General features: G+C 60.5%; 14 protein-coding genes, 4 tRNA genes and 1 pseudogene. 4 read left to right on the top strand and 15 right to left on the bottom strand.

The window, feature by feature from the left end; genetic code table 11:
* Nucleotides 1–83: 83 nt before the first annotated feature.
* From ACR0P8_RS06360 to ACR0P8_RS06310, 11 genes are all read right to left on the bottom strand, one after another.
* Complete coding sequence (locus ACR0P8_RS06360) at nucleotides 84–1,394, bottom strand: O-acetylhomoserine aminocarboxypropyltransferase/cysteine synthase family protein (protein ID WP_432624296.1); 1,311 nt, start codon at nucleotides 1,392–1,394, stop codon at nucleotides 84–86.
* Nucleotides 1,395–1,461: 67 nt separating this feature from the next.
* Complete coding sequence (locus ACR0P8_RS06355) at nucleotides 1,462–2,697, bottom strand: trans-sulfuration enzyme family protein (protein ID WP_432624295.1); 1,236 nt, start codon at nucleotides 2,695–2,697, stop codon at nucleotides 1,462–1,464.
* Between the two features lie 301 nt (nucleotides 2,698–2,998).
* Entirely contained in the window at nucleotides 2,999–4,174 is a 1,176-nt protein-coding gene (locus ACR0P8_RS06350; RefSeq protein WP_432624294.1) for a pyridoxal phosphate-dependent aminotransferase, read from the bottom strand.
* Nucleotides 4,175–4,284: 110 nt separating this feature from the next.
* Nucleotides 4,285–4,944: a methionine ABC transporter permease gene (locus ACR0P8_RS06345; protein ID WP_432624293.1), complete on the bottom strand. Its 660-nt coding sequence runs from the start codon at nucleotides 4,942–4,944 to the stop codon at nucleotides 4,285–4,287.
* A gap of 1 nt (nucleotide 4,945) precedes the next feature.
* Nucleotides 4,946–6,016, bottom strand: coding sequence for a methionine ABC transporter ATP-binding protein (locus ACR0P8_RS06340; RefSeq protein WP_432624292.1), 1,071 nt, complete (start codon nucleotides 6,014–6,016; stop codon nucleotides 4,946–4,948).
* Between the two features lie 98 nt (nucleotides 6,017–6,114).
* Entirely contained in the window at nucleotides 6,115–6,990 is an 876-nt protein-coding gene (locus ACR0P8_RS06335; protein WP_432624291.1) for a MetQ/NlpA family ABC transporter substrate-binding protein, read from the bottom strand.
* A 61-nt stretch (nucleotides 6,991–7,051) separates the two neighbouring features.
* Complete coding sequence (locus tag ACR0P8_RS06330) at nucleotides 7,052–8,056, bottom strand: ketopantoate reductase family protein (RefSeq protein WP_204441854.1); 1,005 nt, start codon at nucleotides 8,054–8,056, stop codon at nucleotides 7,052–7,054.
* Nucleotides 8,057–8,313: 257 nt separating this feature from the next.
* On the bottom strand, nucleotides 8,314–9,222 hold the full coding sequence (locus ACR0P8_RS06325) for a cysteine ABC transporter substrate-binding protein (RefSeq protein ID WP_432624290.1): 909 nt from the start codon (nucleotides 9,220–9,222) through the stop codon (nucleotides 8,314–8,316).
* Between the two features lie 42 nt (nucleotides 9,223–9,264).
* Nucleotides 9,265–10,128 (bottom strand): amino acid ABC transporter ATP-binding protein, encoded by an 864-nt coding sequence (locus ACR0P8_RS06320; protein WP_432624289.1) that lies wholly within the window; start codon nucleotides 10,126–10,128, stop codon nucleotides 9,265–9,267.
* Complete coding sequence (locus ACR0P8_RS06315) at nucleotides 10,121–10,795, bottom strand: amino acid ABC transporter permease (RefSeq protein WP_432624288.1); 675 nt, start codon at nucleotides 10,793–10,795, stop codon at nucleotides 10,121–10,123. Before ACR0P8_RS06315 ends, ACR0P8_RS06320 begins: the two co-directional genes overlap by 8 nt.
* On the bottom strand, nucleotides 10,782–11,438 hold the full coding sequence (locus ACR0P8_RS06310; RefSeq protein ID WP_432624297.1) for an amino acid ABC transporter permease: 657 nt from the start codon (nucleotides 11,436–11,438) through the stop codon (nucleotides 10,782–10,784). The genes ACR0P8_RS06315 and ACR0P8_RS06310 overlap by 14 nt, the downstream gene beginning before the upstream one ends.
* 246 nt (nucleotides 11,439–11,684) lie before the next feature.
* Between ACR0P8_RS06310 and ACR0P8_RS06305 the strand changes: the two genes are divergently transcribed.
* The 4 genes from ACR0P8_RS06305 (at nucleotide 11,685) to ACR0P8_RS06290 (ending at nucleotide 12,675) form a co-directional block, all read left to right on the top strand.
* A complete protein-coding gene (locus ACR0P8_RS06305) occupies nucleotides 11,685–12,290 on the top strand; it encodes a GNAT family N-acetyltransferase (protein ID WP_432624287.1) in 606 nt (201 codons plus the stop codon).
* A gap of 86 nt (nucleotides 12,291–12,376) precedes the next feature.
* Nucleotides 12,377–12,448: transfer RNA gene (locus tag ACR0P8_RS06300), tRNA-Val, on the top strand.
* Nucleotides 12,449–12,493: 45 nt separating this feature from the next.
* A tRNA-Val gene (locus tag ACR0P8_RS06295) sits at nucleotides 12,494–12,566 on the top strand.
* Nucleotides 12,567–12,599: 33 nt separating this feature from the next.
* A tRNA-Gly gene (locus tag ACR0P8_RS06290) sits at nucleotides 12,600–12,675 on the top strand.
* Between the two features lie 218 nt (nucleotides 12,676–12,893).
* Here the strand turns inward: ACR0P8_RS06290 and ACR0P8_RS06285 are convergent.
* The 4 genes and pseudogenes from ACR0P8_RS06285 to ACR0P8_RS06270 all read right to left on the bottom strand — a co-directional run.
* Nucleotides 12,894–14,888 carry a GTP-binding protein gene (locus ACR0P8_RS06285; protein WP_432624286.1) on the bottom strand — a complete coding sequence of 665 codons (1,995 nt, stop codon included), beginning with the start codon at nucleotides 14,886–14,888 and terminating at the stop codon, nucleotides 12,894–12,896.
* A gap of 73 nt (nucleotides 14,889–14,961) precedes the next feature.
* A tRNA-Arg gene (locus ACR0P8_RS06280) sits at nucleotides 14,962–15,038 on the bottom strand.
* Between the two features lie 219 nt (nucleotides 15,039–15,257).
* Nucleotides 15,258–16,451 carry an SLC13 family permease gene (locus ACR0P8_RS06275; RefSeq protein WP_432624285.1) on the bottom strand — a complete coding sequence of 398 codons (1,194 nt, stop codon included), beginning with the start codon at nucleotides 16,449–16,451 and terminating at the stop codon, nucleotides 15,258–15,260.
* A 331-nt stretch (nucleotides 16,452–16,782) separates the two neighbouring features.
* Nucleotides 16,783–17,856: pseudogene (locus ACR0P8_RS06270) on the bottom strand (DNA primase); the annotation flags it as partial.

Below are 17,856 nucleotides of genomic sequence, written 5' to 3'. Positions count from 1 at the left end.
GTATTTATACATACACAAAAAAGAAATAGGGCACATGATTATGCGCCCTATTCACAAAATTAAATATCGTTTTATAACTATTTTTAATAAGCTCCTGCTATCGCCTGGTCGAGGTCGGAGATGAGGTCGTCCACGTTCTCCAAGCCGATGGACAGGCGGATGAGATTGTCGCCGACGCCGGCCGCATCGTAATAATCGGCGGGCACCTCACGGTGCGTCACCTTCGTCGGATTGACGATCAACGAACGCGAATCGCCGATGTTCGGCACATAGGAGAACACCTTCGTCGAATCCAGAATGCGTTCCACGTTGCGTTCGTCACCCTCCACCGTGAACGACAGGATGGTGCCCACGCCTTCCGGAAGGTACTTGCGCGCCAGATCGGAGGTCGGCTGCCCGTCCAGGGACGCGTAATTGACCGACATGACATGCGGCAGATCCCTCAGGTGCTCGGCGATGGCGAGCGCGGAGGCGACTTCCTGCCTTTCGCGCACGGCCAAGGTTTCCAGACCGATGAGCTGCAGGTACGCGTTGAACGGGCTCTGCACCGCGCCGAACGTGCGCAGGTACTTGATGCGGATGCGCTTGATGAACGCCTGATCACCGAAACGGCTGACGAAGCTTTCCCACTTGCCGGCACGCTGGTCGCTGATGACCAGTTCCTTGCCCGTCAGCCCCGGGAACTTGCCGTTGCTCCAGTCGAACCGTCCGGCATCCACGACCACGCCGCCGAGCGCGTTGCCATGTCCGGTGATACCTTTGGTGGTCGAATGCACCACGATGTCAGCACCGAATTCGATGGGACGCAGCAGGTACGGCGTCGGCACGGTGTTGTCGACGATCAACGGAATGCCATGCCGGTGTGCCAGCCGCGCAAGCCCCTCGATGTCGGCTACGGCGGTGCTGGGATTCGCCACGGATTCGACGTAGATCGCCTTCGTATCACCGACGATCGCCGCTTCGACGGCGGCCAGATCGTTGATATCTCTGACAAAATCGCCATGGATGCCGAATTTCGGCAGAAAATCGCCAAGCGCGTCCACGGACGCGCCATACAGGCTCACCGGGGCGATGATCCGTCCACCGCCTTCACCCACACACATCAACGCATAGGTGACCGCGGCCATGCCGGATGACAACGCGACCGCGCCGATACCGCCTTCCAATGCGGCAAGCCGTCGTTCCAACGCATCGACGGTGGGATTCGCCACGCGGGAGTATTCGAATCCGTCCAGCCGGCCGCCGGCAAGCGCGTCGCCGCGCTGCGCATTCTCCAAGTCGAAGGCCGCCGATGCGTAGATCGGCACGCTCACCGCGTCGGCGTTCGCCTGACGATCGTATCCGGCGTGAATGGCCTTGGTCTCGAAACAGCCGTCCTCCGTTGCTGCGGTCATAATAAGTCCACTCCTTGAACGTTATTGGGCGCGAAAGCGCGTTTGGAAATCCGATGCCCTGAGGGAATCAGGCGTACACGTGCTGCGCGAACGCGAACAGGTCCTCGCCGGCGTGGCGCTTGAGATAGTTCTCGTATGCGATGTCGAACGCCTGCCCCAGATCCTCGATGAGGTCCTGTTTGTCCTCGATGCCGACGGCGAGGCGCACCAGCTCATCGGTGATACCGACCTTCAGACGCTCCTCACGCGGAAGTTCGAAATGCGTCATGCGGCACGGCAGCTCCGCAAGGGATTCGACGGCGCCGAGGGACACGGCCAGACGGAAGATATGCAGGTTGTTGAGCACGTCGCCCGGATCGACGCCCGGCACCACCTCGAAGCTCAGCACGGCGCCGCCGCCCTTGAGCCCATTGGAGGCGAGCTCATATTCGTGCCCCGGGAGCCCCGGATAGTGCACGGACTTGACCAGCGGATGCAACAGCAGGTAACTGGAGATCGCACGGGCGTTCTCCTGCTGACGGTCCATGCGCAACGCAAGCGTCTGGATGCCACGGCGCACCGAATCGCATTCGTTCGGCGCAAGCACGCCACCCAAGCGGTTCTGCGCGAAGTAGACCCGCTTACCCAGCCCATCGTCCTTGACCACCACAAGACCGGCGTTGACTTCGGAATGGCCTGCCAGATACTTGGTGGCGGAATGGATGACGATGTCGGCACCCTGGTCGAGCGGGCGCTGCAGATACGGGGTGACGAACGTGTTGTCGACGATGGAGATCGCGCCGTATCGGTGGGCGATTTCGGAAATCTTCGTCACGTTGTTGACCTGCAGCAGCGGATTGGTAAGCACTTCGAAATACACTGCCTTGGCCGGACAGTCATGCGCGCACCCCTTGCCGGAACGTCCAGAGACCGCGTCGTCAAGCGCCTCGTAATCGGCCGTGTCCACTTCCTCGACAATGACGCCCCAGCGTTCGAAGTATTCGTGGAACAGCGAATAGGTGCCGCCGTAAATGTTCTTGCCGACGACGATGCGGTCGCCCGGCTGGAAAATCGACAGCACCGCGTGGATGGCCGCGAGGCCGGAACCGAAGGCGAAACCGCGGGTGCCATGCTCGAGCTGTGCGATCTGCTTCTCCAGGAACTCGCGGGTCGGGTTGCCGCTGCGCGCGTAATCCCAACGGGGCATGGTCTCGACCGATTCGAAAGCATAGGTGGACGAGTTGTAGATCGGCGGATTCACGGCTCCGGTGTTGTTGTCGTTGACCGGCAGTCCGTGGACGAGCTGAGTATTGAATCTGGTCATGGTGCGCACCCCCTCGGGTTGTGGTTCGTTGCCGCGTGCCGTTCACGCGATCACTGACTCCCTACTTAACCCTTTCCTTCGAAATAACACGCGCCATGCCTTATCGACGTTGCTTATGGAACGTGCGAACCGTCATAGCGTTTATTTATGAACGGTTATCAATCGGCGGAAAATCGCGAAACCGACAAAAACGAAGCATGGAATCGCAAGAAGACAACGTTGCAAATGAAAATGCCGTCCCGCAGGCAGACGCATATCGCATCTCTTGCGGAAACGGCATTTCCCGGAAAACGAACCCCCTTTACAGCGCGGCGGTCACACGGCGAACCGCCTCGCGCAGCTGATCCTCGGATTTGAGCAGACTGAACCGCACATAGTCCACGCCGACCTTGCCAAAGCAGGTTCCGGGCAAAGCCGCCACGGACGCCCGTTCCAGCAACAGGTCAGCGAATTGTTCACCCGTTGCCCCTTCCGGCGCATGCACCCATGCGTAGATGCCGCCGTCCGAATCGAACACGTCCAGTCCGGCGTCGCGCAGTCCTCCGGCCACGATCTTACGGCGAACGGCGTAGCGTTCCGCCAGTTCACGCACGCAGCTCTGGTCGGATTCTAACGCGGCGGCGCCGGCGTCCTGCACATTGCCCGTGATCATGGAGCCCATCTGGTAGTGGTACTGCTTCACATGGCTCACAATGTCGTCGTTGCCGGCGATGAATCCGGCACGCCAGCCGGCCATCGCATACATCTTCGACAGTGAGCACACCTCCACAGTCACATCGAATGCGCCGGGAAGCGACAGAATGCTGATCTGCTGGTCGTGCACGCCAAGTCCGGCGTAGGCGAAGTCCTGCACGATGGCGAAATGGTGTTCGTGCGCAAGCTCGATGGCGCGTTCCAGGAATTCGCGCGGTGCCTGCGCGCCCGTCGGATTGTTCGGATAGTTGAGCACCAGCACCTTCACGCGCTCCCAAGTATCCGCGGGAACCGCGTCCAAATCAGGCAGGAAGCCGCGTTCTGGCAACGACGGCAGCAGAATCTCCTCCGCCCGGCTCATCACCGTCATGCAATGGTAGGAAGGATAGTACGGGTCCGCATAGGCCACGGCATCGCCCGGCGAGACGAGCACGGCGAACAACGCCGCCAAGCCGTCGACCGCGCCTTCCACGGCGAACAGCTGCGTCTTCCAATCCAGATCGACGCCATACGTGTCGCGATACCAATGCTCGGCCGCCTGGAGGAAACTCGGCTTGCCGTCGAACGGCGAATAGCGCGCGTTCGCGGGGTCATCGACGGCACGCTTGGCCACGTCGCGGATGAAGTCCGCCGGGAACGCGTCGGGATTGCCTTTCGCCAGGTCGATCACGTCGGCGCCGCCTGCCACCGCGGCCGCCACCTTACGATCCATTTCGGCGAACACGTTCGGCGGAATCGATTGCGCGATGGTGGTGAACGTGACCGGAGAGACATATGAAGTCATGGGAAATACCTGCCTTATGCAAGAAAGACGCGCGCGATGGCCGACTTAGGGAAACAGTTTCGACCCCACGCGCGCCGTCGGTTTACGTTATGACAGCGACGCCGGACGAATCAGTGCGTCACCTTGCGTGCGATGAAATCGCCGATCCATTGGATGATCTGCACGATGACGATGAGGATGATCACGATCGCCACCAGCACGCCGGTCTCATACCGGTTGTAGCCGTACTGGATGGCCATGTCGCCGATACCGCCGGCGCCGATGGTGCCGACCATCGCGGAATATCCGATCATCGAGATGATGGTGAGCACCACGCCGCGGATGAAGGATGGCAGCGCCTGCGGGAAAATCGCCTCGAAGATGATCTGTCTGGTCGTGGCGCCGGTGGAGATGGCCGCTTCGAGCAGACCGGAATCGACTTCGGAGAACGCGCTCTCCGCGATTCTGGCGAAGAACGGGACGGCGGCGATCGACAGGGATATCACACCGCCCGTCGGCGTGTATGGGTCGCCGAGCAGCAGCTGGGCTACCGGGATGAGCACGACCATGAGGATCAGGAACGGCAGTGAGCGGATGGCGTTAACAATGAAGCCGACGATGACGTTGACCGCGCGATTCGGCGTGAACAGGCGGTTTTCGGTCAAATACAGCAGCAACGCCACCAATGTGCCGAGCACCACGCCGATGATGGCGGAGACCACCACCATGTAGGCCGTGTCGAGCAGAGCCTTGCCAAGGTTCTGTTGAAGGATTTCAAGGGTTTCGTTCATGTCACGCCTCCTTGTTTTCGACGGATTCGGACGATTCGACGGCCGCCGCCAGTTTTGCACGATCCAGCTCGCGGTAGCTGAACACGTGCGTCCGCAGCTCGTTCAGCGCCTGCGGCAGACGTTCCTTCGCGCCGGAGACCAGCACGATGAGAATGCCGATGGCCTGCGAGCCGAAATATTCGACGTTCGCGTGGAGCACGTCGATACTCACGCCGTAGTCCTGCGCCACGCGGCTGATGAGCGGCTCCAAGGCAGCGTCGCCCTTGTAGCGCAGTTCCACGATGGTGCCCGACGGCAGCGAGGGAACGAGCTGGGGCGGCACCTGGATGCCGAGGTAGCGTTCCACCAGCGCCTTGGTGGTGGGATGCTTCGGCGCGCTGAACACGTCGAAGGTGTTGCCCTGTTCCACGACCACGCCGTTTTCCATGACGGCCACGCGGTCGAAGATCTGCTTGGCCACGTCCAGCTGGTGCGTGATGAACACGATGGTGATGCCCAGCTCCCGGTTGATGCGCTGCAGCAGGGCCAGAATGCCTTCCGTGGTTTCAAGGTCCAACGCGCTGGTGGCCTCGTCGCACAGCAGAATCTCCGGCTTGTTGGCGAGCGCGCGTGCGATGGACACGCGCTGCTTCTGGCCTCCGGACAGGCTGGACGGATAGCTGTCGATCTTGTTCTCCAGTCCGACGAGCTTCAGCAGCTCGCGGATCCGGCCGGCCCACTGCGCCTTCGGATATCCACCCGCCTTCAACGCGAATTCGATGTTCTTGCCGACGGTGACGTTGGTGATCAGGTTGAACCCCTGGAAGATGAAGCCGATCTTCTTACGTAGCTCGCGTAGCGCGGCGCCTTTCAGATCGGTGATGTCGGCGCCATCGACGAGCACTTTGCCGCCGGTCGGACGCTCCAGAAGGTTGATGGTGCGCACCAATGTCGATTTGCCGGCTCCGGAGAAGCCGACGATGCCGAATATCTCGCCTTTTTCCACGCTGAGGCTCACATGCTTCACCGCTTCGACGGTGCGCTTGCCCTCATGGAAGGTTACCGATACGTCGTCCAGCTCGATGACGCTCATATTTCCTCGTTTCGTTTAAGGTCGTTGTCCAAATCGAAGGCCCGCATGCGGCCTATACGGCTCATGCAGGCCCGATGTATGACACCGTGCGGCGTCGATCACCAAGTCTTCGGCTTGCCGAAGTCCTTGAACTCGCTCTTGGCGATGGCGTCCTTGAACTTCTGGCTGGTCAGCAGCTTCTTGGCAGCCTTGGCGAAATCGGAGTCGACGTCCTGGGTGCGGACCACGAACACCTCGATCACGCCGTCATCCTGCTTCTCCAAGGCGAGCGCGGAGCTCGGATCGAGCTTGGCGGCCCAGGAGTAGTTGCCCGGCACGAGGGCCACGTCGACGGTGTCCAGGGAGCGGGCCAGCTGGGCCGCGTCGATCGTCTTGATCTTGAGGTTCTTCGGGTTGGATGCGATGTCGTTGACCGTGGCCTTGGTGGCGTCGACCTCGCCCTTGAGCTTCACGAGGCCCTGCTGCTGGAGCACGCCGAGCGAACGCGCCAGATTGGAGCCGTCGTTCGCGATGGACACGGTGGAACCGTCCTTGATGTCCTTGATGGACTTGTACTTCTTGGAGTAGATGCCCAGGCCCAGGGTCGGGGTCTGTCCGATGGAGGTCAGGTCGAGATGGTTGTCGGCGGTGAATTTCTTCAGGTAGTTGCCGTGCTGGAACAGGTTCGCCTGGATGGAACCGGAGGCCAGGGCCTTGTTGGGCTGGACGTAGTCGTTGAACACCTTGGTCTTCACGTCGAAGCCGTCATCCTTCAACAGCGGCGCGATGACCTTTTCGACCATGTCGCCGTAGGGTCCGGGGCACACGCCGACGGTGATCTCGGTGGTCTTGCCCTTCGTGGTGTTCAGGCTTTCCTTGGATGCGGCGTCGTTGTTGGATCCGCAGGCGGCCACGGAGACGAGCGTGGTGGCGGCGAGCACGGCAGCGAGGACGCGTTTGATGCCGTTCGGTTTCTTGAGGATGGCGATGGTCATGGTTGTTTTTCCTTCTCTTGTTGTGCTGTGTTTCGTGTTAAGTTTTATGTTTCCCGTACGGTCACTCGCCCGCGTCGGCCTTGGCCTGCGCGACGATGTCGGGATGGTGGATGGCGAAGGCGTGTTCGGCCAGGTGCACTTCGCGCGTCAGGAATTCGTGCAGCTTGCACACGTAGCCGTGTTCGCGGCCGATTCTGGCGATGTATCCGTTGATGTAGTCGACTTCCGTGGGACGGCCCTTGGTCAGGTCCTGGTACATGGACGGGTAGTGCAGTGGATGTGCCACGCCTGCGGTGTGCAGGATGGTCTCCACTTCGCTCTCACGGGTGCCGAGCAGTTTGAATCCAGCCGCCTCGGCCGCACCGTAGGCTTCGTCCACCAGCTGCTCGGTGAGCCAGCGTGCGTCGGGGTGCGCGTGGAATTCGCCGAATCGGATCTGGTACATCGTGCACAGCGTGTTGAGCACGGAGTTGAACACGATCTTGGCCATGCACATGCCGATGAAGTTGTCCACGATGGTGGGGTTCAGGGTGGCCGCGGTGAAGTCGTCGAACAGTTCCTGCTCAGCGGCCTTCACTTCGTCGGTTGGCTCGTCCGCGTAGGCGCACAGGTTCATGGCCTTGGCGTGCGCGCCACCGGTGAAGTTGAAATCGCCGGGACCGTACACATAGGCGCCAATCAACGCGGTGCCGCCGTAGATGTGGTCCTTGGGGAAGTATTCGTTGAGCTTTTCGAAGTGTCCGTAACCGTTCATCGCGGAGAACACGACCTGCCCGTCGTGGAACAGATGCGCGCAGCGCTTGAGCACGCCGTCAAGCTGCATCTGCTTCACGAACACGATCCACGCGTCCGGACGGCCGGTGTATTCCTCCGGATAGTAGACGTCGATCGGTACGAGATGGCGGTCCTCGCCGTCCTGGGAGACGTAGGCGCCACCCTGCTCGCGAATCTTCTCGACGTTCGGTTTCCAGGTATCGATGAAATCGACGTCCTTGTGGGCGAACTCCTGCAGCAGCACGCCATACTGGATGCCCATTCCGCCGGCACCGATCACCGCATACTTCATAACAGTGCTTCCTTCTCCCTTGTGTTCCGCTTGCTTCTTTCAAGCGATAATCACAAGATATCGGGAAAAATATCTTTCCACGTCGGCGTGGCTATATGCTCTTCTTATGAAAGGCGTAAATCGCGATAATTCTTTTCTATAGACGGTTATCAAGGCATGAAAAAGCCTTCCGTGGAACAGTCACGGAAGGCTTTGGAAGGATGGATCCGGCGGATGTCAGCGGCGGACATGCCGCCGGTCTGCCGACCAGTCGGCAATCAGAGCTTGCCGCCCTCGACCACGATGTCATCGGGATCGACATCGTCGCCGTACACCGGCTCCAGGGTCTTCTCGTAATCCTTATGGAAGAAGTTCTCCTTGCCGAGCTTGTCGATCTCGTCGTTGATCCAGTTGAGCAGCTCCTTGTTGCCCTTCTGCACGGCGGGAGCGATGGTGTCCTCATCACCGAGCTTGGTGATGCCCACCTTGAAGCCCTTGTTGGACTTGGCCCAGGCCAGCACCTCGGTGTTGTCGGTGGAGAAGGCGTCGCCACGGCCGTCGAGCAGCGCGTTGTAGGCGTCGGCGTACTGGTCGTACTTCTGCAGCTTCACGTCGGGCTGGTTCTTCTCGAAGTAGCTTTCGGCGGTGGTGCCCTTGGCGATGATCAGGGTCTTGCCCTTGAGCTGGCTCACGTCGGTGATCTCGGCGTTCTCCGGAGAGACCACGCCAAGCGAGACCTTCATGTACGGCTTGGCGAAGTCGACCTTCTCCTTGCGCTCGTCGGTCACGGTGAAGTTGGCCAGGGTGATGTCCACCTTGTTGGAGGTGAGCACATCCACGCGGGCGGCCGGATCGACGGAGGTGTACTTGACCTTCACGCCCAGATCCTTGGCGAGACGCTCGGCGAAGACGATGTCGTAGCCGGCGTTCTTACCGCTCTTGTCGATGTAGCCGAACGGGGCCTTGTCGGAGAACACCGCCACCTTGAGCTCACCGGACTTCTTGATCTCATCGAGGGTGCGCGCGGTTACCTTGGACGAGCTGTTGCCGGAGGCTCCGGAGGCGGAGGCGTCCTCGCTTGGCGTGGCGGCGGACGGGCCGCAGGCAGCCATGGAAGCGGCCATGATCAACGCGGCCGATGCGGCCACGATGCCTTTGATTGTTCTGTTGATGGTTGATGCGGTCATGGTTTCTCCTCTCTTCGGTGGATGACTGCATTCAAGATCTGTTTATTCGGCCGCTCCGTCGGTTTTGGCGGAATCGGCCGCTCCAGCCGTCACGGATGGCCCGCGATGCCGGTCGAATTCGAAGGTGCTCAGGAACCGCTTGGCACGGTCGGTCTTCGGATTGGAGAAGAACGCTTCGGCGTCGTCGGACTGTTCCACGATGCCGCCGTCCTCCAACATGATCACCTGGTCGGCGATGGCCCGCGCGAACTGCATCTCATGCGTGACGATGAGCATGGTCTGCCCGGAGTCGGCGAGTTCCAGCATCACGTCGAGCACCTCGCGCACCATTTCCGGATCGAGCGCGGCGGTGACCTCGTCGAACAGCAGCACCTCCGGATGCAGGATCAGCGCACGGCAGATGGCCACACGCTGACGCTGACCACCAGACAGCTCATGCGGCCAGGAATCCTTGCGGTCAGCAAGTCCGACGCGTTCCAGCAGGGCGATGGCCTCCTTCTCGACCTCCGCCTTGTCCCGCTTCTGCACCAGCGTCGGCGCAAGCGTGATGTTGCCGAGCACGGTTCTGTTGGGGAACAGGTCATAGCTCTGGAACACCATGCCGACACGCGTGCGCAACTCGCTGCTGCGCTTGCTGCGTCCAGCAGACTCCGTTCCGGGCTTGCCGGTTTCGATGACCTCGCCGTTCAGCGCGATGGTACCGCCCTGGACGGGCTCGAGTCCGGCGATGGTGCGCAGCAGGGTCGATTTGCCGGAGCCGGACGGTCCGACGATGACGAACACCTTGCCGTGGGGCACGTCGAAGGAGATGTCGTCAAGCACCGGCTTGTCCGCATTGGCGTATTTTTTGACCAGATGCCTGATCTCAAGACTCGTCCGCGCGGCCTGCTCAGTCCGCTCAGTCATGCTTCCACCTCTTTTCCAACCTGCGGGCCACGATGGACAGCGGCCAGCACACGATGAAGTACATGAAGAAAATAGCCCCGTAGATCCACAGGGTACCCGTCGGATATTGGAATCGATTCGCGTCGATGATCTGCTGGCCCACCTTGATGACCTCCACCACGCCAAGCAGCGCGGCCAGCGACGTAGTCTTCACGATACGCGTGGCGAGGTTCACCGAAGCCGGCAGAAGCCTGCGCAGTGCCTGCGGCAGAATCACTTTCGTGAACGTCTGCCAGCCGCTCAATCCCAAGACATACGACGATTCGTACTGCGCCTTCGGAATCGATTCGAGCGCGCCACGCACCAGATCGCCCAATTCGGCGCCACCCCACAACACGAAGACGAAGACGCACGCGCCGGTCGCATCCATATTCCAATTCCATGCCTGCGCGAAACCGTAGAACGCGATGAACAGCAACGCCAGCTGCGGCATGATGCGGATGAAGTCCAGATAGATCCTGGTCAACAGCCGAACGACGGGATTCCTCATCGTCATCAGCCAGCCGACGACCAGACCGACGGGCACGGAAAGCGCCACGGACACGCCGGCGATCCACACCGTGACCCACAGTCCTTGCAACAGGCGCGGAATCACGCCCGGCTCGAGCAGAATCTCAGCGCCGCTCATAGTCGAACCTCCGTTCCAGCCAGGTGCCGAACAGCGAGATCGGCAGCAGAATCACCAAATACGCGACGATCAGCAGGAACAGCGACTCGTAGGTGTCGTAATACATGCCGATCAGGTCCTTGGCCATGTACATCACGTCGGCGAGCGCGATGGCAGACACCACGGACGATTCCTTGATGAGGAAGATCACGTTGGCCACGATGCCCGGAATGGACGTGCTGATGGCCTGCGGAACCACCACGCGGCTCAACGTCTGCCATTTGCTCAGTCCCAGCACATACGCGGATTCCCGCTGCACCTCCGGAATGGTCTCAAGGCCGCCACGCATCGCCTCGGCCATGTAGGAGCCGCCGAGGAAGCCGAGGCCGATGATGGCGCACTGCTCGGAAGACCAAGCGAGCCCCAATTTCGGCAGACCGAAATACAGGAAGTACAGCTGCACCAGCAACGGCGTGTTACGGCTCAGCTCGATGTAGACGCGCACGATCTGCCGCAGAACGGGAATGCGCGCGATCTCGATGCCAGCACAGACCAAGCCGACCACAATCGCCAGAATGATGCCGAAAACCGAAATGAACAACGTCATTTCGGCACCGCCGACGAAAAACGGCGCGTAGTGCGAGACGAACGTCCAATCGAACACGCGCGCCTCCCCCTCTCTCCTCAACGGTCCTTTTCGTGTTTATTCGTATTTGTTTCGAAGAACGAGGCCCATGGTAGCGCTTTATCCGATACCAACAAGCCGCGTCCGCTATCGATTTTTCATATAGGCTTCCATAAGGTGGTCGTGGAACCGAAGCCCCGCGGACCTTCCATGATGCCCCTACAGTATGGCATACCGACGGATTGCGCCTTCAGCACATATCGGAATGTGAAGATTGGGTATACCTTGCGAGAAAGTATGCACATGCTCATTCGACATGCAACGATGGAGGATTTGGACGCGATCGAGGCCGTGGAGGCCGCATGCTTCCCACCCGCGGAGGCCGCGAGCAACGAAAGCCTCACCGCACGCGTAGCCACATATCCGGATCATTTCTGGCTTCTGATCAACACCGATGACGACGACACCCCATTCCCCGCGAACGTCGAGGAAGGCACTTTGGTCGGTTTCGTCGATGGCATGGCCACGAACGAGCCGAATCTCGCCGACGGCATGTACGAAGACGCCGGCATGCATGACGAGCATGGCGATTGGCAGATGATCTTCGGCGTGGACGTGGCCCCCGTCTACCAGCACCGCGGCTGTGCCAGCCATCTGCTGCGTCAGGTGATCCTCGACGCGGCGAAGGCAGGACGCAAAGGTCTGGTGCTTACCTGCAAGGAACGTCTAGTTGGGTTTTACGCGCGTCTGGGATTCGTGGATGAGGGCCTGTCCGATTCGACGCATGGCAATGTGGTCTGGCACCAGATGCGGCTTGCGTTGGCACATGACGGCGAAACCGATCACGAAGCGAAGACCCTGGAGTTTCCGCAGGTGGAGCCCGCCGTCTGACGAGCGACGGGTGAATTCCTCGAAGCACCGCGACACGCCGACGATTTGCATTCCGCCGAAAATCCACGTAAGTTAGCACTCGCTTCGGGCGGTTGGCGCAGAGGTAGCGCACTTCCCTGACACGGAAGGGGTCACAAGTTCGAATCTTGTATCGCCCACGCGAAGCGGATGACGAAGCCGGGAAACCGGCGGAGACATCCCACGGGTGATTGGCGCAGCGGCTAGCGCACTTCCTTCACACGGAAGGGGTCATAGGTTCGATTCCTATATCACCCACTGGTTTCCTGCTTCTCACGGCAGGAATCCTTTGCGGACATAGCTTAGTTGGTAAAGCGCAACCTTGCCAAGGTTGAGACCGCGGGTCCGAGTCCCGTTGTCCGCTCCATTTGAAACCCCCACCATTGCGGTGGGGTTTTCTTTTATCCGACGATGCTCTTTCTCATCTCTTTTTCATCATCGCCATTGAATCGAAGCCGGTTTGAATCGATGCCGGTTTGATGATGAGTCGCATGCCATCAAACCGACCACATAAACCAATCGCACCGGCCGGAACGGTAGGAAAACCGTCCGACGCGTTCTACACGCCTTTATACTTCCGTGCGATCACTTCTCCCCCACGCCGCTCCACGCATAATCCAAATGCATGAATTCCGGCACCTTGTACCATTTGACCGGATATCCGGCCCCGTGCGCGCAGAAGACCGAATCGGGTGTGTTCTCCACATCGGATTCCGGATCGTAGGCCATATTCTCAATCACCTCATCGGCGTTGTGACAGGGCCGATAGCCGGCGAACACGCAACTCAGATGGCCGCGTCCATGCGTGTACGCGTTCACGTCCATCGCGTAATCGCGCATCTCGCTCACCGGCGCCACGCCGTCCAGCACCATGTATTCACCATCGCCGACTGGCGGGTCGAACGTGCCGGACATGCGCTGGATGTCGGCCATCGCATGTCCGACCATATCCTGCGGCACTTCCAAGCGAAAGCCGTACCACGGCTCGAGCAGACGGCAATCACCCTTCCTCTTCGCCTCCATCAGGCCCTGGCGTATCGCACGGTAGGTGGCCTGGCGAAAATCGCCGCCTTCCGTATGCTTCAGATGCGCACGGCCCGTCAGCAAGGTGATCCTCATATCCGTGATCGGCGATCCGGTGAGCACGCCCAAATGCTCGCGTTCCTTGAAATGCTGCATGATGAGGCGCTGCCAGTTGCGGTCGAGCACGTCCTCACTGCACACGGTCGCGTATTCCATGCCGGAGCCCTGCGGCAGCGGCTCCAGCAGCACGTGCGTCTCCGCATAGTGGCGTAGCGGCTCGAAATGGCCGACGCCTTCGACCGGCGCGGCGATCGTCTCCTTGTACAGGATGCCGCCGGGACCGAACGTGACATCCAAGCCGAAACGGTCGTGCATGATCTGCTGGATGATCTCCAGCTGCACGGCGCCCATCAACTGCAGATGAACCTCCTCGAGACGCGGCTGCCAGACGACGTGCAGGAGCGGATCCTCATCCTCCAATTCGCGCAGGGCGACAAGGCACTTGTGGATGTCGCACTCCCCTGGTTCCAACGTGTACGTGAGCACCGGCTGCAGCACCGGATTACCGGCATCCCGCTCCTTGCCAAGGCCCTCCCCGGGAAATGTCTGTGTAGGCCCCGTCACGGCGCATATGGTGCCTGCGGGGACCGTGTCGACTGTAGTGGATTTCGCTCCGGAGTAGACACGCACCTGGTCGGCCTTCTCATGCCACCGTCCGTCGTCATCAACCGCGGAAGCCGTGGTGTCGCCAGTGGAACGCGCCGTGCCGCTCAGCATCATCTTGGCCTTCAGCTCGCCACCGGTCACCTTGAGCCAGGTCAGACGGTTGCCCTGCGCATCGTGCGAAACCTTGTATATGCGCGCACCGAAATCGCCATCATACCGCGGTTCACGTGTAAAACGTTCGAAACCGGCGATGAACCCTTCGATGCCGTCCATTTTCAATGCGGAGCCGAAATAGCATGGGAACAGCCTACGATCGACGATCATGGCACGGATGGTTTCGTCCGGCACGGTTCCGGTGCCGAGGTACGCGTCCGTGGCCTTCTCGTCCTGCATGGCGATGTCCTCCATACGGGCACCGGGGTCGGTGAAGTCGATGCAGCCATCGGAGAAGCGTTTCCCAAGCTGGGCGAGCAATCGCGATTTGTCGGCGCCGGGCGCGTCCATTTTGTTGACGAAGACGAACGTGGGCACCTGATAGCGTCCAAGCAGCCGCCACAGCGTTTCGGTATGGCCTTGGATGCCGTCCGCGCCGGAGATGACGAGGATGGCGTAGTCGAGCACCGCGAGCGTGCGTTCCATCTCGGCGGAGAAGTCGACGTGGCCGGGAGTGTCGAGCAGGGTGATGGTGAGTTCGGGTGTGTCGATGACCGCCGGTTCGGTGAAGATGGTGATGCCGCGCTGCCGTTCCATGGCGTCCGTGTCGAGGAAGGCGTCGCCGTGGTCGACGCGGCCGAGTCTGCGCACCTGGCCCGTGCTGTAGAGCAAAGCCTCCGACAACGTGGTCTTGCCTGCGTCCACATGCGCCAGAATGCCAGCGACGATTCGCTTCATGGTCTCCCCTATCTTGCCGACCGATGGACAGGAAAGCCCTCGTGCCATGCGAACATGGTACGAGGGCTTGAGATGGTGACCCCGGCCGGGCTCGAACCGGCGACCTTGAGATTAGAAGTCACATGCTCTATCCAGCTGAGCTACAGGGCCAAACCAGACTAAGTATAGTCAGTTCATGCACGGTTGCCAACTCGACACGGCATCCGCTCGACCAAACCGACGCCTACGGCCCTCTCACCGTCGGTTTCGCGGAACAGCCTCCACCAAACCGACGCCTGCAACCGCCTCACCATCGGTTTCGCGGAACGGATGATGCCAAACCGACGGTGAGAGGGCGCTAGGCGTCGGTTTGGCCGAAAGGACTGGGCTTTATTCGATGATCCAGCTCAGGCCGACGAGCACGATGAGGAACAGGACGTTCACCGCGGTGTAGACGGCCAGATAGCGGCCTTTCTTGTCCGGATACGCGCGCGTCACGTTCTTATAGCCGATCAGGGACGCCATGGATGCGATCAGGGTGCCCAGGCCGCCAAGGTTGGTGCCGATGATCAGCTCACGCCACTGGTCGCAGAAGCCGGACAGCAGCAGAGTGGTCGGAACGTTGGAGATGAACTGGCTGGACACCACGGAGACCTCCAGTGGATGCGAACCCACCAAGGAGGCGGCCAGTTCGTAGAATTCCGGCACACGCTTCATATTGCCGATGAAGATGAAGAACATGCAGAACGTGAGCGGCAGACCCCAGTCGACGTTGCGGAACACGCGGCGATCGCACAGCACGAACGCCACGAACACGATGACGCACATCACCCACAGCGGAATGAAATCGTTCACCGCCAACAGGCAGACCACGAACAACGCTGTGTACACGATGGTGCGCCAGCCGCCGTAGCCGGCGCCATAGCCGGTCACACGGATCTCATCGGGCTGTGGCTGGTCGGAATGCGGGGCGAGCACGTTCTGCTCGATGCCGGAACCGTCGATCGCATTGAATTCGGAAACCGGTTTACCGCCGAACACGACGCACGTGATGATCACCAGCAGCACCGCTGCGGCGAAGGAATACGGCGCCATGATGCCAATCATCTCCGAAGCCGGCATGCCGGTCAACGCCTTCAGATACAGGTTGTGCGCGTTGCCGATCGGAGTGAGCATGCTGCCGACGTTCGCGGCGACCGTCATCAGCGTGCCGACCAGCACCGCATGCTCCTCCATATGCGCCATCGTGAGCACGGCAATCGCGAACGGCACGAACGTGACCAGAGCCACATCATTGGTGATGAGCATGCCGGAGAAGAACGGCAGCGCGATCAACGTGAGCACCAGACCACGCGCGGTCTTGACATGATGGAGCAGCCGCGAGCCGATGATACGGAACACGCCGATGCGTTGGAACCCGCATACCACCAGCATCAGGCAGATCAGCTGCGAGATGGTGCTGGCGTGAATGTAGCCGGCGTACTCCTTGTCCGGCGGCACGATGAAACATGAAATCAATGCAAGTATTGTAGCGACTACGAGAATGGTCTCGTTCTTCAGGACCTTGACGACCAATCGCCGCATGCATTCCTCCGTCAATCCCGTTTGCAATCGCCTTGCACACCTTGCAAAATCCAAGCGATTTTCATGCAAACGCCTAGACCACTTTACCCAAAAGTGCGCCTAGCACGAGCCCTCGGCGTGCTGCTTTTCCGACCATTCCAACAATTTTTTGCCACTGCCGCTTACTGCCGCATGCCCTTGCAAACCGGCAAAATCCATTTTGGACGGCGAAAATCTTCACAATTTCCCTTTTCAGCCATGAAGGATTCATCCGAAATTCGCCGTCCGTTCGCAACGGATTCACCGGCGGCACAGGTCCTTTCCACCCCCATGTCACCCTTATTCCGAACGTTCACGCCACGTCATTGCCGAAGACGCGGGACTGCAGATCCTTGCGCAGCATCTCCAGTTTGGTGATCTGGCCGAGCAGCTCGATCTTCTCGGCACCGTCCGGTAGCTGCGCCATACGGCGTTGCGATGCGCCGATCTTACGCATGATGCCGGTATCGAGCAACCGCACGATCAGCTCGGAGGCGTAGCGGCGCTCGTCATCCGTCGGCTTGCGCAGTTGCGCGGGCCGTTCCTGCGATTCGTCCGCGGCACGGCCGGCGTCCGCTTCGCTTGGCGGCAACGGCAACGGCATGACGGCCAATTCGTTGATGACGGATTCGAGCATCGGACCGCCCGCCTTCGTCAGATTGTGCATCCACAGTCCCTGCGGCACGTCCGGCGCAGGCAATCCGCCCGCCGCGGCGACCGCTTGGAACAGCGTGCGGAACACCGGCGTCATGAAACTCGACAGGGTCAGGCTGGCGAACATCGTCGGATCGACGGCCAACGGCACTTGGATCAACGTGGCCATGAACTGCTGCTCACAGATGAACACGGCGTCGTCGATGCGATAGTAGGTCTGCTCGACCGCGTCGCGATGCTCCAAGGCCTTGCGCGCGGCGGGATTCGCATACGGGTTCGCGCCACGGTCCGCGTACGAAGGTTCCGCCGATTGCCCCGCGTTGCCAGGGAAACGGCGTTTCGGCGCGTACGCGTCCTCGTCGCGCACGTTGAGCTTGCGGCGTTGGTACGACACTTCCCGTTGCATGATGTCCAGATCGACGCCGATGCGGCGCACCGCCTTGCGGGAGTAAAGGTCAAGCAGCGAACGGTCGCGGATCTGCGCGATCAGCGGGGCGACGGCCTTGACCGCGCCCATCTGCCCGGTCGCATACGTGGTATCGAAACGATCGATCGCGGAATCGATCACGAAATCGTACAGGGGACGCGCATTGGCGACCAGCGCGCGCACCGCCTCGTTGCCGCGTTTGATGCGCAGGTCGCATGGGTCGAGGTTGTCCTCGGCGACCGCGACGAATGCCTGCGTGGAGAACGCCGCGTCCAAGCCGAACGCATGAATCGCGGCCTTCTGACC

Origin of the sequence: Bifidobacterium sp. (genome assembly GCF_050874245.1) — a bacterium.
Classification (GTDB): Bacteria; Actinomycetota; Actinomycetes; order Actinomycetales; family Bifidobacteriaceae; genus Bifidobacterium.
Note: the sequence above shows the minus strand (reverse complement) of the source record. Positions and strands in the feature narration are given on the sequence as shown.

What these genes read in the sequence shown, in the direction of transcription:
- ACR0P8_RS06360 (WP_432624296.1), bottom strand. Translation starts at nt 1,394, where the DNA reads ATGACCGCAGCAACGGAGGACGGCTGTTTCGAGACCAAGGCCATTCAC.
- ACR0P8_RS06355 (WP_432624295.1), bottom strand. Translation starts at nt 2,697, where the DNA reads ATGACCAGATTCAATACTCAGCTCGTCCACGGACTGCCGGTCAACGAC.
- ACR0P8_RS06350 (WP_432624294.1), bottom strand. Translation starts at nt 4,174, where the DNA reads ATGACTTCATATGTCTCTCCGGTCACGTTCACCACCATCGCGCAATCG.
- ACR0P8_RS06345 (WP_432624293.1), bottom strand. Translation starts at nt 4,944, where the DNA reads ATGAACGAAACCCTTGAAATCCTTCAACAGAACCTTGGCAAGGCTCTG.
- ACR0P8_RS06340 (WP_432624292.1), bottom strand. Translation starts at nt 6,016, where the DNA reads ATGAGCGTCATCGAGCTGGACGACGTATCGGTAACCTTCCATGAGGGC.
- ACR0P8_RS06335 (WP_432624291.1), bottom strand. Translation starts at nt 6,990, where the DNA reads ATGACCATCGCCATCCTCAAGAAACCGAACGGCATCAAACGCGTCCTC.
- ACR0P8_RS06330 (WP_204441854.1), bottom strand. Translation starts at nt 8,056, where the DNA reads ATGAAGTATGCGGTGATCGGTGCCGGCGGAATGGGCATCCAGTATGGC.
- ACR0P8_RS06325 (WP_432624290.1), bottom strand. Translation starts at nt 9,222, where the DNA reads ATGACCGCATCAACCATCAACAGAACAATCAAAGGCATCGTGGCCGCA.
- ACR0P8_RS06320 (WP_432624289.1), bottom strand. Translation starts at nt 10,128, where the DNA reads ATGACTGAGCGGACTGAGCAGGCCGCGCGGACGAGTCTTGAGATCAGG.
- ACR0P8_RS06315 (WP_432624288.1), bottom strand. Translation starts at nt 10,795, where the DNA reads ATGAGCGGCGCTGAGATTCTGCTCGAGCCGGGCGTGATTCCGCGCCTG.
- ACR0P8_RS06285 (WP_432624286.1), bottom strand. Translation starts at nt 14,888, where the DNA reads ATGAAGCGAATCGTCGCTGGCATTCTGGCGCATGTGGACGCAGGCAAG.
- ACR0P8_RS06275 (WP_432624285.1), bottom strand. Translation starts at nt 16,451, where the DNA reads ATGCGGCGATTGGTCGTCAAGGTCCTGAAGAACGAGACCATTCTCGTA.